The organism is Stenotrophomonas sp. YJH_SMC_79, from assembly GCF_059367995.1.
Window position 1 is genome coordinate 368,373 of sequence record NZ_JCAFRK010000001.1, and the last position, 13,699, is coordinate 382,071.

Annotated in this window: 16 protein-coding genes; 6 read left to right on the plus strand and 10 right to left on the minus strand. The window is 66.1% G+C overall.

Features of this window, described 5'->3' with window-relative positions:
- The first annotated feature begins 165 nt into the window (after positions 1-165).
- Both AC5P57_RS01835 and AC5P57_RS01840 read left to right on the plus strand, forming a co-directional pair.
- Entirely contained in the window at positions 166-2,244 is a 2,079-nt protein-coding gene (locus AC5P57_RS01835; RefSeq protein WP_262236134.1) for an alpha/beta hydrolase family protein, read from the plus strand.
- A 141-nt stretch (positions 2,245-2,385) separates the two neighbouring features.
- On the plus strand, positions 2,386-3,615 hold the full coding sequence (locus AC5P57_RS01840; protein WP_099553003.1) for a DUF819 family protein: 1,230 nt from the start codon (positions 2,386-2,388) through the stop codon (positions 3,613-3,615).
- Between the two features lie 19 nt (positions 3,616-3,634).
- Here the strand turns inward: AC5P57_RS01840 and AC5P57_RS01845 are convergent, their stop codons facing one another.
- Genes AC5P57_RS01845 through AC5P57_RS01865 form a run of 5 tightly spaced genes read right to left on the minus strand, consistent with a single transcriptional unit; the run spans position 3,635 to position 6,655 of the window.
- Positions 3,635-4,114, minus strand: a complete 480-nt coding sequence (locus tag AC5P57_RS01845; protein WP_099553002.1) for a hypothetical protein — start codon at positions 4,112-4,114, stop codon at positions 3,635-3,637.
- Between the two features lie 46 nt (positions 4,115-4,160).
- Entirely contained in the window at positions 4,161-4,421 is a 261-nt protein-coding gene (minE, locus tag AC5P57_RS01850; protein ID WP_005408532.1) for a cell division topological specificity factor MinE, read from the minus strand.
- Between the two features lie 2 nt (positions 4,422-4,423).
- Complete coding sequence (gene minD / locus AC5P57_RS01855) at positions 4,424-5,233, minus strand: septum site-determining protein MinD (protein ID WP_005408533.1); 810 nt, start codon at positions 5,231-5,233, stop codon at positions 4,424-4,426.
- A gap of 37 nt (positions 5,234-5,270) precedes the next feature.
- Positions 5,271-6,113: a septum site-determining protein MinC gene (gene minC / locus AC5P57_RS01860; RefSeq protein WP_262236136.1), complete on the minus strand. Its 843-nt coding sequence runs from the start codon at positions 6,111-6,113 to the stop codon at positions 5,271-5,273.
- A complete protein-coding gene (locus AC5P57_RS01865; protein ID WP_005408535.1) occupies positions 6,059-6,655 on the minus strand; it encodes a GNAT family N-acetyltransferase in 597 nt (198 codons plus the stop codon). The genes minC and AC5P57_RS01865 overlap by 55 nt, the downstream gene beginning before the upstream one ends.
- Before the next feature lie 151 nt (positions 6,656-6,806).
- On the opposite strand from AC5P57_RS01865, the gene AC5P57_RS01870 reads away from it, so the two are divergent.
- The 4 genes from AC5P57_RS01870 (at position 6,807) to AC5P57_RS01885 (ending at position 10,428) form a co-directional block, all read left to right on the plus strand.
- On the plus strand, positions 6,807-8,003 hold the full coding sequence (locus tag AC5P57_RS01870; RefSeq protein ID WP_142807493.1) for a sensor histidine kinase: 1,197 nt from the start codon (positions 6,807-6,809) through the stop codon (positions 8,001-8,003).
- Positions 8,003-8,644, plus strand: coding sequence for a response regulator (locus tag AC5P57_RS01875; RefSeq protein WP_099552998.1), 642 nt, complete (start codon positions 8,003-8,005; stop codon positions 8,642-8,644). The genes AC5P57_RS01870 and AC5P57_RS01875 overlap by 1 nt, the downstream gene beginning before the upstream one ends.
- 234 nt (positions 8,645-8,878) lie before the next feature.
- On the plus strand, positions 8,879-9,952 hold the full coding sequence (locus AC5P57_RS01880; RefSeq protein WP_099552997.1) for a polyketide cyclase: 1,074 nt from the start codon (positions 8,879-8,881) through the stop codon (positions 9,950-9,952).
- Between the two features lie 104 nt (positions 9,953-10,056).
- A complete protein-coding gene (locus AC5P57_RS01885) occupies positions 10,057-10,428 on the plus strand; it encodes a DUF423 domain-containing protein (protein ID WP_019659313.1) in 372 nt (123 codons plus the stop codon).
- A 497-nt stretch (positions 10,429-10,925) separates the two neighbouring features.
- On the opposite strand, the gene AC5P57_RS01890 is transcribed toward AC5P57_RS01885, so the two are convergent.
- The 5 genes from AC5P57_RS01890 to AC5P57_RS01910 are packed head-to-tail and all read right to left on the minus strand — an operon-like array spanning position 10,926 to position 13,624.
- Positions 10,926-11,735, minus strand: a complete 810-nt coding sequence (locus AC5P57_RS01890) for a M15 family metallopeptidase (RefSeq protein ID WP_142807494.1) — start codon at positions 11,733-11,735, stop codon at positions 10,926-10,928.
- Between the two features lie 9 nt (positions 11,736-11,744).
- Positions 11,745-12,338: a PH domain-containing protein gene (locus AC5P57_RS01895; RefSeq protein WP_262236138.1), complete on the minus strand. Its 594-nt coding sequence runs from the start codon at positions 12,336-12,338 to the stop codon at positions 11,745-11,747.
- A gap of 3 nt (positions 12,339-12,341) precedes the next feature.
- Positions 12,342-12,521, minus strand: coding sequence for a DUF4177 domain-containing protein (locus AC5P57_RS01900; RefSeq protein ID WP_006424209.1), 180 nt, complete (start codon positions 12,519-12,521; stop codon positions 12,342-12,344).
- Positions 12,518-12,697 carry a type II toxin-antitoxin system antitoxin gene (locus tag AC5P57_RS01905; protein ID WP_099552994.1) on the minus strand — a complete coding sequence of 60 codons (180 nt, stop codon included), beginning with the start codon at positions 12,695-12,697 and terminating at the stop codon, positions 12,518-12,520. The genes AC5P57_RS01900 and AC5P57_RS01905 overlap by 4 nt, the downstream gene beginning before the upstream one ends.
- Positions 12,698-12,742: 45 nt before the next feature.
- Positions 12,743-13,624: an SPFH domain-containing protein gene (locus AC5P57_RS01910; protein WP_014036365.1), complete on the minus strand. Its 882-nt coding sequence runs from the start codon at positions 13,622-13,624 to the stop codon at positions 12,743-12,745.
- Positions 13,625-13,699 lie beyond the last annotated feature (75 nt).

Genomic DNA, 13,699 nt, shown 5'->3' on the forward strand with positions numbered 1-13,699 from the left:
ACCCGGTAGGGCCGGCCAGCGGCCGGCACTACCGCAAACCGCGCTACGGCGCGGTTTGCCTTTTCTGGCGAAGGCATCGACCCGTCCCCGGCCATGACCGATGGCCTTGGCAGCCCCGGCCGCACGGGCCTACCATCGGTTTTTTGCCGTCCTGCGGAGACCCCGATGAAACTGCGTCATGCCCTGCTGCCACTGAGCCTGCTGGCTGCCCTGCCCAGCGTTGCCGCTGCCCGTGGCCTGGAAGTCCGCGACATGGTGGCCATGGACCGCGTCTCCGCGCCGGTACTGACCGCTGACGGCGGCACCGTGGTGTTCGCCAAGCGCAGTGTGGACGCCAACCTGAAGGCCTCCACCGCGCTGTTCGCACGCAACCTGCGCACCCGCGATGCGGCGCCGCCGAAGCAGATCACCCCGGTCGGCTGGAACGTCAATTCCGCTTCGCTGTCGGCTGATGGCCAGACGGTGTATTTCCTCAGCGCCAAGAACGGCAGCCAGCAGCTGTACGCGCAGCCGCTCAGCGGTGGCACCCCGCGCCAGCTGACCGATTTCGCGGTCGACGTGGACAGCTACCACGTGTCGCCGCAGGACGACCGCGTGCTGTTCAGCGCCGGCGTGTTCCAGGCCTGTGCCTCGGACCTGGCCTGCACAGAGAAGAAGTTGAAGGACGTCGCCGGTGCCAAGGCCAGCGGCAAGGTGTTCGACTCGCTGTTCGTGCGCCACTGGGATACCTGGAACGATGGCCGCCGCAACACCCTGTTCGTGGCGCCGCTGCCGGCAGCCAAGGCCGGTCCGGTCAAGGGCGCTTCGGCGCTGAGCGCCACCATCGATGGTGATGCACCGTCCAAGCCGTTCGGTGGCAATGACGATTTCGTGTGGTCGCCGGATGGCGCGAGCGTGGTGGCCAGCATCCGCGTGGCCGGCAAGCAGGAACCGTGGTCGACCAACTTCGACCTGTACCGTTTCGACGCTGCCGGCAAGCAGGCGCCGGTCAACCTGACCGCGTCCAACCCGGCCTGGGATGCCGGCCCGGTGTTCAGCGCCGACGGCAAGACCCTGTTCTACCGTGCGATGAAGCGCCCGGGCTTCGAGGCCGACCGCTTCGGCCTGATGGCAATGGACCTGGCGAGCGGCAAGACCCGCGAGATCGCCCCGCAGTGGGACCGTTCGGCCGGCGGCATCACCCTGTCCGCTGACGGCGCCAGCATCTACACCACCGCCGATGACCTTGGCGAGCACCCGCTGTTCCAGATCGACGTGGCCAGCGGCAAGGCGACCAAGCTGATCGGCGACGGCAGCGTGACCTCGGTCGATGTGGCTGGCACCAGCGTGGCGATCACCCGCAACAGCCTGAAGAGCAACGACCAGGTGCTGGTTGGCCTGCTGCCGGCCGCGGGCGAAGCCATCGGCGAACTGCGCGCGCTGACCCCGGCCGCCGGCGACGTGCTGAAGGACGTGTCCTTCGGTGACTACGAGCAGTTCGAGTTCAAGGGCTGGAACAACGACACCGTGCACGGCTACGTGGTCAAGCCGCACAACTACCAGGAAGGCAAGTCCTACCCGGTGGCGTTCCTGATCCACGGCGGTCCGCAGGGCAGCTTCGGCAACGGCTGGAGCTACCGCTGGAACCCGCAGACCTACGCGGGCCAGGGCTACGCGGTGGTGATGATCGACTTCCACGGTTCCACCGGCTACGGCCAGGCCTTCACCGATGCGATCAGCCAGCACTGGGGCGACCGCCCGCTGGAAGACCTGCAGAAGGGCTGGGACGCGGCGCTGAAGAAGTATTCCTTCCTCAACGGCGACAAGGCCTGTGCGCTGGGTGCCAGCTATGGCGGCTTCATGGTCAACTGGATCGCCGGCAACTGGAACAGCCCGTTCAAGTGCCTGGTCAACCACGATGGCGTGTTCGACCAGCGCATGATGGGTTACGCCACCGAAGAACTGTGGTTCACCGAGTGGGAGCAGGGCGGTACCCCGTACCAGAAGGCGGCGAACTACGAGAAGTTCAACCCGGTCAACCACGTGGCGGACTGGAAGAAGCCGATCCTGGTGATCCACGGCCAGCAGGACTTCCGCATTCCGGTCGAGCAGGGCCTGGCTGCGTTCACCGCTGCACAGCGCCAGGGCATCGAATCGAAGTTCCTGTACTTCCCGGATGAGAACCACTGGGTGCTGAAGCCGAACAACAGCATCCTGTGGCACGACACCGTCAATGCCTGGCTGAAGCAGCACATCGGCAACTGATGACTGCAGCGCCGCCCTTCGGGGCGGCGCTTTTGTTTCACCATCTGCTGTACCGGTGGGTGCCGACCGTTGGTCGGCACACCTTCCTGATCTGCCGCCAACAGCAGCCGGCCAGCGGCCGGCACTACCCAGAGCACCTGCATGATCCAGAACGACATCGTCGTCTTCGGTTTGATCGCCGCCACCCTCGGCGCCGTGTTCTGGACCGCCTCGCGCGAGCAGGGCCTGTGGAAGCGCTTCTACACCTTCGTGCCGGCGCTGCTGCTGTGCTACCTGATTCCCGGCATCTACAACACTGTCGGCCTGATCGACGGCCAGAACACCAAGCTCTACAACCCGATCGCGCGCGACATCCTGCTGCCGGCGGCGCTGATCCTGCTGACCCTGGCAGTGGACATCAAGGGCATCCTGCGGCTCGGCCCGAAGCTGGTGCTGATGTACCTGGGCGCATCGGCCAGCATCATGCTCGGCGCGGTAGTGGCCTTCCTGCTGATGCGCGCGGTGCATCCGGAAACAGTGGCCGGTGATACCTGGGCCGGCATGGCCGCGCTGGCCGGCAGCTGGATCGGCGGTGGCGCCAACATGCTGGCGATGCGCGAAGTGTTCGACGTCAACGCAACCACGTTCGGCCAGTTCGCAGTGGTCGACGTGGGTGTCGGTTACGTGTGGATGGCCGCGCTGATCTTCCTGGCCGGTCGTGCCGCGAAGATCGATGCACGCAGTGGCGCCGATACCTCGGCCATCGATGAGCTGAAGGAGCGTATCGCGCGCTTCCAGGCCGAACACGAGCGCATTCCCAGCCTCACCGACCTGATGCTGATCGTGGCGGTGGCCTTCGGCGGCGTCGGCCTGTCGCATGCGATCGGTGCGCCGCTGGCGGCGTGGTTCAAGGCCAACGTCAGCTGGGCCGCGCAGTTCAGCCTGGACGCACCGTTCGTGTGGGTGGTGGTGCTGTCGACCACGCTGGGCCTCAGCCTCAGTTTCACCCGTGCGCGCAATCTCGAGGGCGCGGGTGCATCGCGTCTGGGCTCGCTGCTGCTGTACTTCCTGATTGCCTGCATCGGCATGCAGATGGATCTGCTGGCGCTGCTGGATCGCCCGTGGCTGTTCCTGCTGGGCATCATCTGGATCAGTGTGCACATCGTGCTGCTGTGGTGCCTGGGCAAGCTGCTGAAAGTGCCGTTCTTCTACTTCGCCATCGGCTCGCAGTCGAACATCGGGGGCCCGGCCTCGGCGCCGGTGGTGGCCGCCGCGTTCCACCCGGCATTGGCGCCGGTGGGCGTGCTGCTGGGCACGATGGGCTACGCCACCGGCACGTACCTGGCCTACATCGTCGGCATCACCCTGCGCGCGCTGGCCGGGCAGGGGTGATTCCGGCACTACCGATGCTCTATGCCACCGGCAATCCGCGTTCGATCAGCCACGCCTTCGCGTCTTCGGCGTCCTCTTCAAACCACGCCCGGGTAGATCCCAGCCGATACGTATACCCCCAGGCATCCATATCGGCCATCAGCCGCTGGCTGCCGACGCCGGGCAGTTGCCCGGCCAGCACGATCTGCAGGTAGCAGGTCGCGTCTTCCTCGGCCACCGAATCGGTGGCATCGGTGTGCACCTGCGCGCGCCGCTCCGGTGGCAATACGATCAGGTGGCAGGCTTCGTGCAGCATCGAATGCACGGGGGTGTCATCGCGCACGTACACGTTGCTGGCAATGATGCCCGCCTCGGGCTCGCCCCAGTAGCTACCGGGAATCGGTTCACCGGCCGCCACGTGGTGCAGCCGAAGGCCATGCGCGGCGAGCAGGCACTGCGCATCTGCGAAGGCGATGTCGCCCACGCAGGTGATGTCCACGGCGGTTGTCGTATCGGTCATGCGGGTCAGGCAGCCCCGCCCATGCAGGCACGGGCGGGGCAGGGCATCAGGGTTTGTCCGGGCCTTCAGGCAGCGCCACGGAGATGTCCAGCACATCGTGCTGGCCATCCTTCACCAGGTCGACCTTCACCGCATCGACGTCGATGTTCACGTACTTCTTGATCACTTCCAGCAGCTCGCGCTGCAGCAGCGGCAGGTAGTCCGGGCCACCGCGGTGGCTGCGTTCCTGCGCGATGATGATCTGCAGGCGGTTCTTTGCGGTTTCGGCGGTGGTCTTCTTCGCTTTGAGGAAATCGAACAGGCCCATGCTTACCCTCCGAACAGCTTGCTGAAGAAGCCCTTCTTCTCGACGCTGGTGAAGCGCATCGGGCGATCTTCGCCGAGGATGCGCGCGACGGCATCGTCATACGCCTGGCCGGCGGCGGATTCGACATCCAGGATGACCGGCTCGCCCTTGTTGGAGGCATTGAGCACGTCGCCCGATTCGGGGATCACGCCGATGGCCTTCAGCCCCAGCACTTCCTCGACGTCGGCGATGCTGAGCATCTCGCCGGTTTCCACGCGCAGCGGGGTGTAGCGGGTCAGCAGCAGGAAGGCCGGCACGTTCTGGCCGGATTCGGCCTTGTGGGTCTTCGAATCCAGCAGGCCGATGATGCGGTCGGAGTCGCGCACCGAGGACACTTCCGGGTTCACCACCACCACCGCGCGGTCGGCGAAGTACATCGCCAGGAACGCACCCTTCTCGATGCCGGCCGGCGAGTCGCAGATGATGTAGTCGAAGCCATCGGCGGCCAGGTCCTTCAGGACCTTGCCCACGCCTTCCTGGGTCAGTGCATCCTTGTCGCGGGTCTGCGAGGCGGCCAGCACGTACAGGTTGTCGAAGCGCTTGTCCTTGATCAGGGCCTGCTTGAGGGTGGCTTCGCCGTGCACGACGTTGACGAAGTCGTACACCACTCGGCGTTCGCAGCCCATGATCAGGTCGAGGTTGCGCAGGCCGACGTCGAAGTCGATCACCGCCACCTTCTTGCCGCGCCGCGCCAGGCCACAGGCCAGGCTCGCGCTGGAAGTGGTCTTGCCCACGCCGCCCTTGCCGGAGGTGACTACGATGATTTCAGCCAAAGGACTTCTCCTGGTTCTGCATTAGTTTGGGGCTGCGTCAGTCCAGCGCAGCGATCTTGATCTGGTCCTGTTCCAGCCAGACCTGCACGGCCTTGCCGCGCAGGTTGTCCGGGACATCGTCCAGTACCTTGTAGTGGCCTGCAATGGCCACCAGTTCCGCATGGAAATCACGGCAGAAGATGCGTGCCGCGGTGTTGCCCTGGGCCCCTGCCAGCGCGCGGCCGCGCAGGGTGCCGTAGATGTGGATGCTGCCATCGGCGATGACCTCGGCGCCGGCGCCGACAGTGGCCATCACGGTCAGGTCGCAGTTTTCCGCGTACAGCTGCTGGCCCGAACGCACGTTCCCCAGCTGCATGCGGCCTGGCTGTGGTGCGGCCGCATCGGCGACCTTGGCCACCGGTGCGGCCGGGGCCGGCTTCGGCTCTGTACGTGCGGCGCGGCGCGGTTCCGGCGCGGGCGGCGGAGCCGGTTCGGCTTCGGCACGTTCGTACTGGGCGCGGAACTTGGCCAGCAACGGCAGGCCGAGCTGCTGCGAGAGCAGGTCGACCGCGCTGGTGCCATAGGCCAGCGCCACCGGCAGCACGCCGGCGCTGCGCAGGCCATCGACCAGCGCCTGCGCGGTGGCCACGTCCGGCACCTGGCTCAGGCCGCCGAAATCAAGGATCACCGCCGCGCGGCCGAACAGCTTCGGCGCGCGGGTCACGCGCTCGCGCATTTCCTGCACGAGGCGTTCGACATCAAGGGTACGGATGCGCAGGTTGGCGATGCCCACCTGGCCGATCTTCAGTTCACCGGCCTGTTCGTAATCGAAATTCACCGCCACGCTCAGGTCCCCGTCGGCCGCTGTGCCTGCGCCGGCAGCTGCCGGGCGCGTGTCCATGCCACATCCGGCAGCTTGCCGCCGTAGGTCTCCTGGACCCACGGGTAGCTGCACAGTTCCTTGGCCAGCATGCTGGCACGCACATCGACCTGGGCCATGGTGTTCTGGCCCAGCTCGCGGAAGCCGAAGCTGCCGTGGAAGAGCAGGGCGGCATCGGCGCCATGGTCGAGGAAGACTTCGCAGGTCATCTGCGGGTAGCGCAGCTCGGCAAAGCTCTGCGCGTCGGCATAGAACGCACGGCCGACGCCACCGCCGCGGCGGCGGCTGGCGACCACGATGCGGTCGATGTAGAAGAACGGGGTGTCCAGCTGCTGCTTGAACCAGGCGAAGTTGCTGCTGTCGTGCTGGCTGTCGCTGCCGAAGCCGATCAGGAAGCCGGCCAGGTTGCCGTCGCGCTCGGCGACGCGGAAATACTCAGCGGTTTCATAGAACAGGCGCAGGCGGGCCGCATCCAGGGGAAGGATGGCCAGGCCAGCGTTGTTGTTCAAAGCCAGGACGGAATCGAGCTCGTGCTCGCGCACGTCGCGGATGACAATCGACATTGTGACTCCGTGGGGTAACGCGGTTGGTCCATCGAAGGGACCCTGCGCACGATTATTGCATGCCCGGGGTGGGCTGCGGCATGAACAGGCGACCGGGCAGGCATGACTTCCGTGGGGTGCGGTGCGCAGGCCGGGCCCGTAGAGTGCTGCCATGTTGGGAGTCCTCAGCCATACCCGCGTCCTCCGCCTGGCCGGCCTGTTCACCTGGGTCATGGTCGGTCTGCCGTTGGCGTACTCGCAGTTCGAGAACCTGCACAGCCGCGGCGACATGGGGGGCTGGGCGGTGCTGCTGTTCGTCGCCTACCTGTCTTTCGGCACCTCGTATTACTGGCTGACCCGCATCCTGCGCAGCGACAGCCCCACCAGCTGGCTGGACCGGGGGCTGCTGTTGCTGCTGACGATCTCGGCGCTGGGCGTCAGCTTCCTCAGCGGCTCGGGCCTGGGCAGCATCCTGATGATGGTGGCCGCCGGGGTCATTCCGTGGATGCTGTCGGTGCGCCTGGGCGTGCTGTGGCTGCTGGTCAGCCAGCTGGCGGTGGCCCCGGTCTACTACATGCTGCTGCGCTTCCCGTTGTTCGAAGCAGTGATGCAGTCGCTGCTGTACGGCGGCTTCTCCATGTTCATCTTCGTGACCAGCCTGGTTGCCCGCCAGCAGACCGAGGCGCGCGACGAACAGCGTCGGCTCAATTCAGAGCTGCGTGCCACCCGCGCCCTGCTGGCCGAGAGTGCCCGTGTCAATGAGCGCACCCGTATCTCGCGCGAGCTGCATGACCTGCTGGGCCACCAGCTGACCGCGCTGACCCTGAACCTGGAAGTGGCCGGGCACTTGGCCGAAGGGCAGGCGTTGGAACATGTGAAGCGCTCGCACGCATTGGCCAAACTGCTGCTGGGCAACGTGCGCGAGGTGGTCAGCCAGCTGCGCGAGACCGGCGCCATCGATCTGGCCGCGGCGCTGCGCCCGCTGACCGAGAATGTGCCCTCGCTGGACATCCAGCTGGACATCGAGGATCCGCTGAACGTGGAGGACCCGCAGCGGGCCCACGTCCTGCTGCGCTGCACGCAGGAGATCATCACCAACGCGGTGCGCCACGCCGGTGCCCGTCACCTGTGGATCAAGGTGTACCGTGAAGCCCCGGACCGGGTGGTGGTGGAGGCCCGCGACGACGGTGTCGGTGCGGACATGGTCAATGTGGGCAATGGCTTGCGCGGCATGCGCGAGCGCCTGCAACAATGTGGTGGCCAGCTGCAGGTCGAGACCCGTCCCGGCGAAGGCTTCCGCCTGCGGGCGACGGTGCCGGCAACGGTGCTGGTGGCCGCCCTTACCAAGGTTCCTGAAGGAGTACGTTGATGATTCGCGTCTGCCTGGTTGATGACCAAACCCTGGTGCGGCAGGGAATCCGCTCCCTGCTGGCACTCGACGACGGCATCGAGGTGGTGGCCGAGGCCGGCGATGGCCGGCAGGCGGTGGAGATGATCCCGCAGGTGCGCCCCGACGTGGTCCTGATGGACATGCGCATGCCGGTGATGTCCGGGCTGGAAGCACTGCAGGTGCTGTCGCGGCAGGAACAACTGCCGCCGACCATCATCCTCACCACCTTCGACGACGATCAGCTGGTGCTGGCCGGCCTCAAGGCCGGTGCCAAGGGCTACCTGCTCAAGGATGTGACCCTGGCACAGCTGGTCGGTGCCATCCGTACCGTGGCCGAAGGCGGTTCGCTGGTGCAGCCGGCGGTGACGCAGCGCCTGTTGTCGGGCCTGGAGCACATGCGCAACGAGTTCGTCAGCCTGGACCGCCCGGACCCGCTGACCGACCGCGAGACCGAGATCCTGCGGCTGATGGCCAGCGGTTTCTCCAACAAGGAGATCGCCAACTCACTGGGCGTGGCCGAGGGCACCATCAAGAACCACGTGTCCAACATCCTCTCCAAGCTGGGGGTGCGCGACCGTACGCGCGCGGTACTGAAGGCGTTCGAACTCCAGCTGGTCTGAGGAAAATCGTTTCGGTACAAAGACTTGGATGGTGGCAGGGGGTTCCGGCCAAGGTTGCCCCCTACTTGCCGGGTAGCGGTATGCGTTACCCTTCGAATTCTTTGTCCATACAAATACGCAGCCGGCAGGGAAACCGGTGCGCCAATCCCGATAAACAATGCCCGCGAAGCCTGCTAGGATTGGCGCTTCGCTTCAATCAACCCGGCCGTGGGATCGGCCCCGGAGACTCTCTGAATGACCCGTATTATCGAGTTCCTGATCGCCTTGGGGATCGTGGCTGGCCTGTTCGTCATCATTGGCGTATGTCTGCCGGGCGAGCGTCACATCACCGAAAGCATCGAGACCAACCGCAAGATGACGATCGTGTACGACACGGTCAGCAGCCTGCGCCGCTTCAAGGACTGGAACCCGCTGGTACTGCGCGATCCCGCCGTTGAACTGAAGCTGTCCGGCCCGGCCTCCGGCAAGGGTGCCACCCTGGACTTCACCTCCAAGGACCTGGGCACCGGTTCCTGGAAGATTACCGACGCCGAAGAGAACAAGCGCGTTGCGATCGCCATCGAAGACGCCACCAAGGGTCACGACAAGGTCACCACCTTCACCCTGGAGCCGACCGGCAAGGGCGGCCGTAACGTCAAGATCACCCAGGACTACTCGGTGAAGTACGGCTTCGACCTGTTCGGCCGTTACGCCGGCCTGTATGTCAGCCGCCAGATCGGCGACGACATCAAGATGGGTCTGTCGCGCATGGCCAACATGCTGGCCAGCGTGCCGAACGTCGACTACCGCACCCCGGAAGCGCCGCTGACCGATCTGGCCATCGTCGATGTACCGGCCGAGGACCTGCTGGTCGTCAACGCCGGTAACGTGGATCGCGGTCAGGACACGATCACCAAGTCCATCAAGGACAACCAGGAGTGGATCAAGCGCGTGATGGAGGCCAATGGCCTTGAAGCCGCCGGTCCGTTCCGCATCATCACCACCGACTTCGGTCAGGAGAAGTACGCCTTCGACATCGCCCAGCCGGTGAAGAAGAAGGGTGCTGAAGGTGCTGCTGCTGAAGCTCTGACCGTCAAGATCGACGGTGGCGCTCCGGTCAAGTACGTGCACGTCGCTCCGCACCGCTCGGCACATGCGGCCTACAGCGGCCACATGGCGGGTCTGGACGTGGCCCGCAACGGCCTGCGCGCCTGGGCTGTGACGGCGGGCAACGAAGTGATCGACCGTCCGTACGAATCCTGGAAGGACGGCATCGACAAGTCGTTCACCCCGGAAGGTACCTACGACATCTACTGGGCCGTCAAGTAAGCCTCGGCTGACCCATGTAATGCTGGACACGAAAACGCGCCGCTCATTGCGGCGCGTTTTTTTTCATCTGGCGCCCGGCAAGGGGCGCTGCGCAAGGAGCCCTCATGTTCAATCTGGAACGTCGCGCACGTAAGCCTTCCCTGCTGGCCTGTCTCGGCGCGCTGCTGGCGGCCGCCTCGATCGGCCTGTCCGCCTACGCATCGCACGGTGTGGCTGACCCGCTGGCGCAGCAGCATCTGAACATGGCGGCGCTGTACGCGTTCGCACATGGTGCGGTGCTGGTGGCGCTCGGGCCGCGCGCGCAGGGCGCGATCGCGCACCTGGCGCTGTACGTGCTGCTGCTGGGAGTGCTGTTGTTCTCCGGCAGCCTGGTGGGCGGCGCGCTGTGGCAGTGGCCGACGCGGATGGCACCGATCGGTGGCACCAGCATGATGGCCGGATGGGTGTTGCTGGCGATCAATGCGTTGAGGCGGTGAGGGCCGCAGGGCTGTCGCTCCGATCCATGCCGATGCGATCGTGAAGGTTCATGGGCGTTACTTTTCTTTTCGCGCGAAAAGAAAAGTAACCAAAAGAAACGCGCCGCCGACCGCGAGCCGGTGCTGCGCACCGGTCCCCCGCGCTCCTCGGCCCGTCGAGGGACGGTGCGGGAACTCGCTGCGCTCAGACACCCGCACCTCTTCGCCCTCGCCGGACCTGCGGTGCTCGGCTCGCTTGAAGGCGGACCCAACAGCCGCGCACTGATCCGTTGTAGAGGCTTCGAGCGAAGCGACCCGCCTTTGTCTTTGCTCTCTTGTTTCATTCCGTGGCGGACGCACGCGGAATCTGTCCGTGGCCGGGCGGGTGGGGTGCGCAGGGGCGTAAGCGCCAAGGATGGCGCGCCCGAGCCTACAGGGACGTATTTACGGCGTCCCCTGCGCAGCCTGCCCGCCCGGACAGCTCCAATGAATTCCGCATTGCAGTCGCCACGAGGGGCTCAACCGTTGGCCGGTCTCCAGCACCAATGCCACGGTTCGTAGACGATGCCGTGCGGGTTGTCGCGCGGGTAGCTCAGATGGAAGCCATGCGCGCCGGCATGCGCCTGCAGCCACGCGAACGCGTCGGTGGCTTCGAACGATTCTTCGGCCGGGGCGTCGCCCGGCGTGCCGATGTCCAGCGCGTGGCCGCTGTGGTGTTCGCTGAAACCCGGTGCGGCATTCACCTTCAGGATCTCCGCCACGCTCAAGCCGCGCGCCAGTTTCCGTTCGAAGATGCCCAGCTGGTAGGCATGGCTGCGGAAGCCGGAGATGGCGTCCAGCGCAATGCCATCCTGTGCCGCCTGCAGTCGCATCCGTCGCCAGCCCTGCGCGGCGGCACGGCGCAGCCACAATGGGCGGGCGAAGCGGTCGCGACCGGCGAAGTGCAGCAGGCACGGTTCGGATTCCAGTGGCAGGCCGCTGTCGTCGGCATAGCGCTGTGCATCCAGGCCAAGCTGCTGCAGGCGCTGCTGCAACCCGGCCAGGGGCAGCCACTGATCTTCCAGGCCGGCGCCGAAGGGCCGCGCTGCCGCGTCATCCAGCAGCGCCAGTGCTTCCTCGACCCCGGGCTCGCGCGGCAGGCGCGGCACCATGGCGTGCACACCCTGCGCCAGCACCGCCGCCAGGTAGCGGCCATCGCGCTTGCGCCGCAGCACCCAGTGCGCCTGCGACAGCAGGCGTGCATCCAGGTTGCTGCGTGCACGCAGCAGGTGAGCGGGCCACAGCTCGATGGCCTCGGTGTTGATCAGCAGGGGCGCGCGTCGTTGCATCGCCGCAGCTTACTGCCGTGGCGCCGACGCGGCCACCTTGCGCAGCGCATCGAGCAGCGCCTGCGGCCGGTCCACGCTGAGCAGCAGCGTGCTGCCATCACTGACCGGCAGTGCGAGGACGCGCGCACGGTCGGTGACCAGGGCGAAGCCCTTGCCGCCCCCCTGCAGGCGGAAGTGGCCCGAGTAGAAGCCCGGCATTGAATAGCCATTGGTTTTGAGACGGATGCCATAGCGGCGGTCACGCTGCAGATCGACCACCTCGGCCTGGTCCAGCCGCAGCTGCGCCACCGGCACGCGCCGCCGATACATGGTCGAGCGCACGTCCAGCACGTCGCCGGCCAGCTCCACGCGGCGGCGGAAGAATGCGGCCCCCAGCCCGACAGCGAGTACAGCGATGACGATCAGGCTCCATGCCGCGCTGCCGCCCATCCGGAACCAGGGCGGCGACAGCGTTACTTCGATCCAGGGTGCGCTCGCCGGTGCCTTGTACAGCTGTGCATACAGGCAGGCCACGAAGGCAGCCAGCAGCGGCAGCACGATCCAGAGCACGCGCAGCGGCGAACTCTCGGCCACGTCAAAGGGTTTCGGGTCGCTGCCGCCCATGGTTCAGGCCTCCTTCTTGAACACCAGCATCGCCGGGCGCATCGGCGCCGGGATGATGATGTTGACCAGTTCCCAGCCCAGTTGGCCCTGGCGGCTGAGTTCGGCCTGGATGTCTTCGGCCTTGTGCAGGCCCATCATGGACGTCTTGACCTCGATGGTCTGGTAGCTCCAGCGCTTGCTCATTCCTTGTCCTCCGACGATGGCGTGGGTTTCGGCAGGCGTCCTGCCCTGCGCAGGGCGTCGCGCAGCACGTATTCGATCTGCGCGTTGAGGCTGCGCAGCTCGTCATCAGCCCAGCGCTGCGCGGCAGCCAGGACGTCGGCGTTGATGCGCAGCGGGTAGGCTTTCTTCTCACTCATGGGGGCTCCTGGCGGGGCGGTGGGGCGCCCCGTTGCGAGTGTGGCTCAATACAGCGAGCCGGCATTGACGATCGGCTGGGTACCGCGGTCCGAGCACAGCACGGTCAGCAGGTTGCTGACCATGTGTGCCTTGCGTTCCTCATCCAGCTGCACCACGCCGTTCTTCTGCAGTTCGGCCAGGGCCATCTCGACCATGCCCACCGCACCGGCCACGATGCGCGTGCGTGCAGCGATCACCGCGTTGGCCTGCTGCCGCTGCAGCATCGCCTGAGCGATTTCGGCGGCATAGGCCAGGTGGCTGATGCGCGCGTCGATCACCTGCACGCCGGCGTCGGCCAGGCGCTCGGCCAGCTCGTTCTTCAGGTGCTGGGAGATCTCGCTGGCATGGCTGCGCAGGGCCAGCTGGCCGTCCTCGTGCTGGTCGTAGGGGTAGCTGGTGGCCATCGCGCGCAACGCCGATTCGGACTGGATGTGCACGAAGCTCTCGTAGTCGTCCACGTTGTAGACGGCCTCGGAGGCATCGACCACCTGCCAGACGATCACCGCGGCGATCTCGATCGGGCTGCCGTCCAGCTCGTTGACCTTCAGCTTGCCGCTCTCGAAGTTGCGCACGCGCTGGCTGACCCGGCGCTTGGCGAAGAAGGGGTTGTTCCAGCGCAGGCCGTTGTCCTTGACGGTGCCCACGTACTTGCCGAACAGGCTCAGCACCGCCGCCTGGTTGGGCTGGATGGTGTACAGGCCGGCCAGGATGAACACGCCCAGCGCCACCAGCAGGGCGCCCAGCAGCATCAGCAGCAGGTTGGGTGAGCCGGTACTGGCCTTCGCTGCCACGCCCACCACGAACAGGGCGGCGCCGGCGAGGGCGACGAGCAGGGCGCCGGCCAGCGTGCCGAGGCCGTTGAGGGAAGACAGTGACTTCTCTTTCATGGCGGTACGTCCTTGAGGGTTCGGAGAAAAGATATCAAAGTGATATCACTTGTCCACTACCGTTCGTCGGATGCC

Excerpts from the sequence above, each read along its gene's own strand:
- AC5P57_RS01835 (WP_262236134.1), top strand. The coding sequence starts at position 166 with ATGAAACTGCGTCATGCCCTGCTGCCACTGAGCCTGCTGGCTGCCCTG.
- AC5P57_RS01840 (WP_099553003.1), top strand. The coding sequence starts at position 2,386 with ATGATCCAGAACGACATCGTCGTCTTCGGTTTGATCGCCGCCACCCTC.
- AC5P57_RS01845 (WP_099553002.1), bottom strand. The coding sequence starts at position 4,114 with ATGACCGATACGACAACCGCCGTGGACATCACCTGCGTGGGCGACATC.
- minE (WP_005408532.1), bottom strand. The coding sequence starts at position 4,421 with ATGGGCCTGTTCGATTTCCTCAAAGCGAAGAAGACCACCGCCGAAACC.
- minC (WP_262236136.1), bottom strand. The coding sequence starts at position 6,113 with ATGGACACGCGCCCGGCAGCTGCCGGCGCAGGCACAGCGGCCGACGGG.
- AC5P57_RS01865 (WP_005408535.1), bottom strand. The coding sequence starts at position 6,655 with ATGTCGATTGTCATCCGCGACGTGCGCGAGCACGAGCTCGATTCCGTC.
- AC5P57_RS01870 (WP_142807493.1), top strand. The coding sequence starts at position 6,807 with ATGTTGGGAGTCCTCAGCCATACCCGCGTCCTCCGCCTGGCCGGCCTG.
- AC5P57_RS01875 (WP_099552998.1), top strand. The coding sequence starts at position 8,003 with ATGATTCGCGTCTGCCTGGTTGATGACCAAACCCTGGTGCGGCAGGGA.
- AC5P57_RS01880 (WP_099552997.1), top strand. The coding sequence starts at position 8,879 with ATGACCCGTATTATCGAGTTCCTGATCGCCTTGGGGATCGTGGCTGGC.
- AC5P57_RS01885 (WP_019659313.1), top strand. The coding sequence starts at position 10,057 with ATGTTCAATCTGGAACGTCGCGCACGTAAGCCTTCCCTGCTGGCCTGT.
- AC5P57_RS01890 (WP_142807494.1), bottom strand. The coding sequence starts at position 11,735 with ATGCAACGACGCGCGCCCCTGCTGATCAACACCGAGGCCATCGAGCTG.
- AC5P57_RS01895 (WP_262236138.1), bottom strand. The coding sequence starts at position 12,338 with ATGGGCGGCAGCGACCCGAAACCCTTTGACGTGGCCGAGAGTTCGCCG.
- AC5P57_RS01900 (WP_006424209.1), bottom strand. The coding sequence starts at position 12,521 with ATGAGCAAGCGCTGGAGCTACCAGACCATCGAGGTCAAGACGTCCATG.
- AC5P57_RS01905 (WP_099552994.1), bottom strand. The coding sequence starts at position 12,697 with ATGAGTGAGAAGAAAGCCTACCCGCTGCGCATCAACGCCGACGTCCTG.
- AC5P57_RS01910 (WP_014036365.1), bottom strand. The coding sequence starts at position 13,624 with ATGAAAGAGAAGTCACTGTCTTCCCTCAACGGCCTCGGCACGCTGGCC.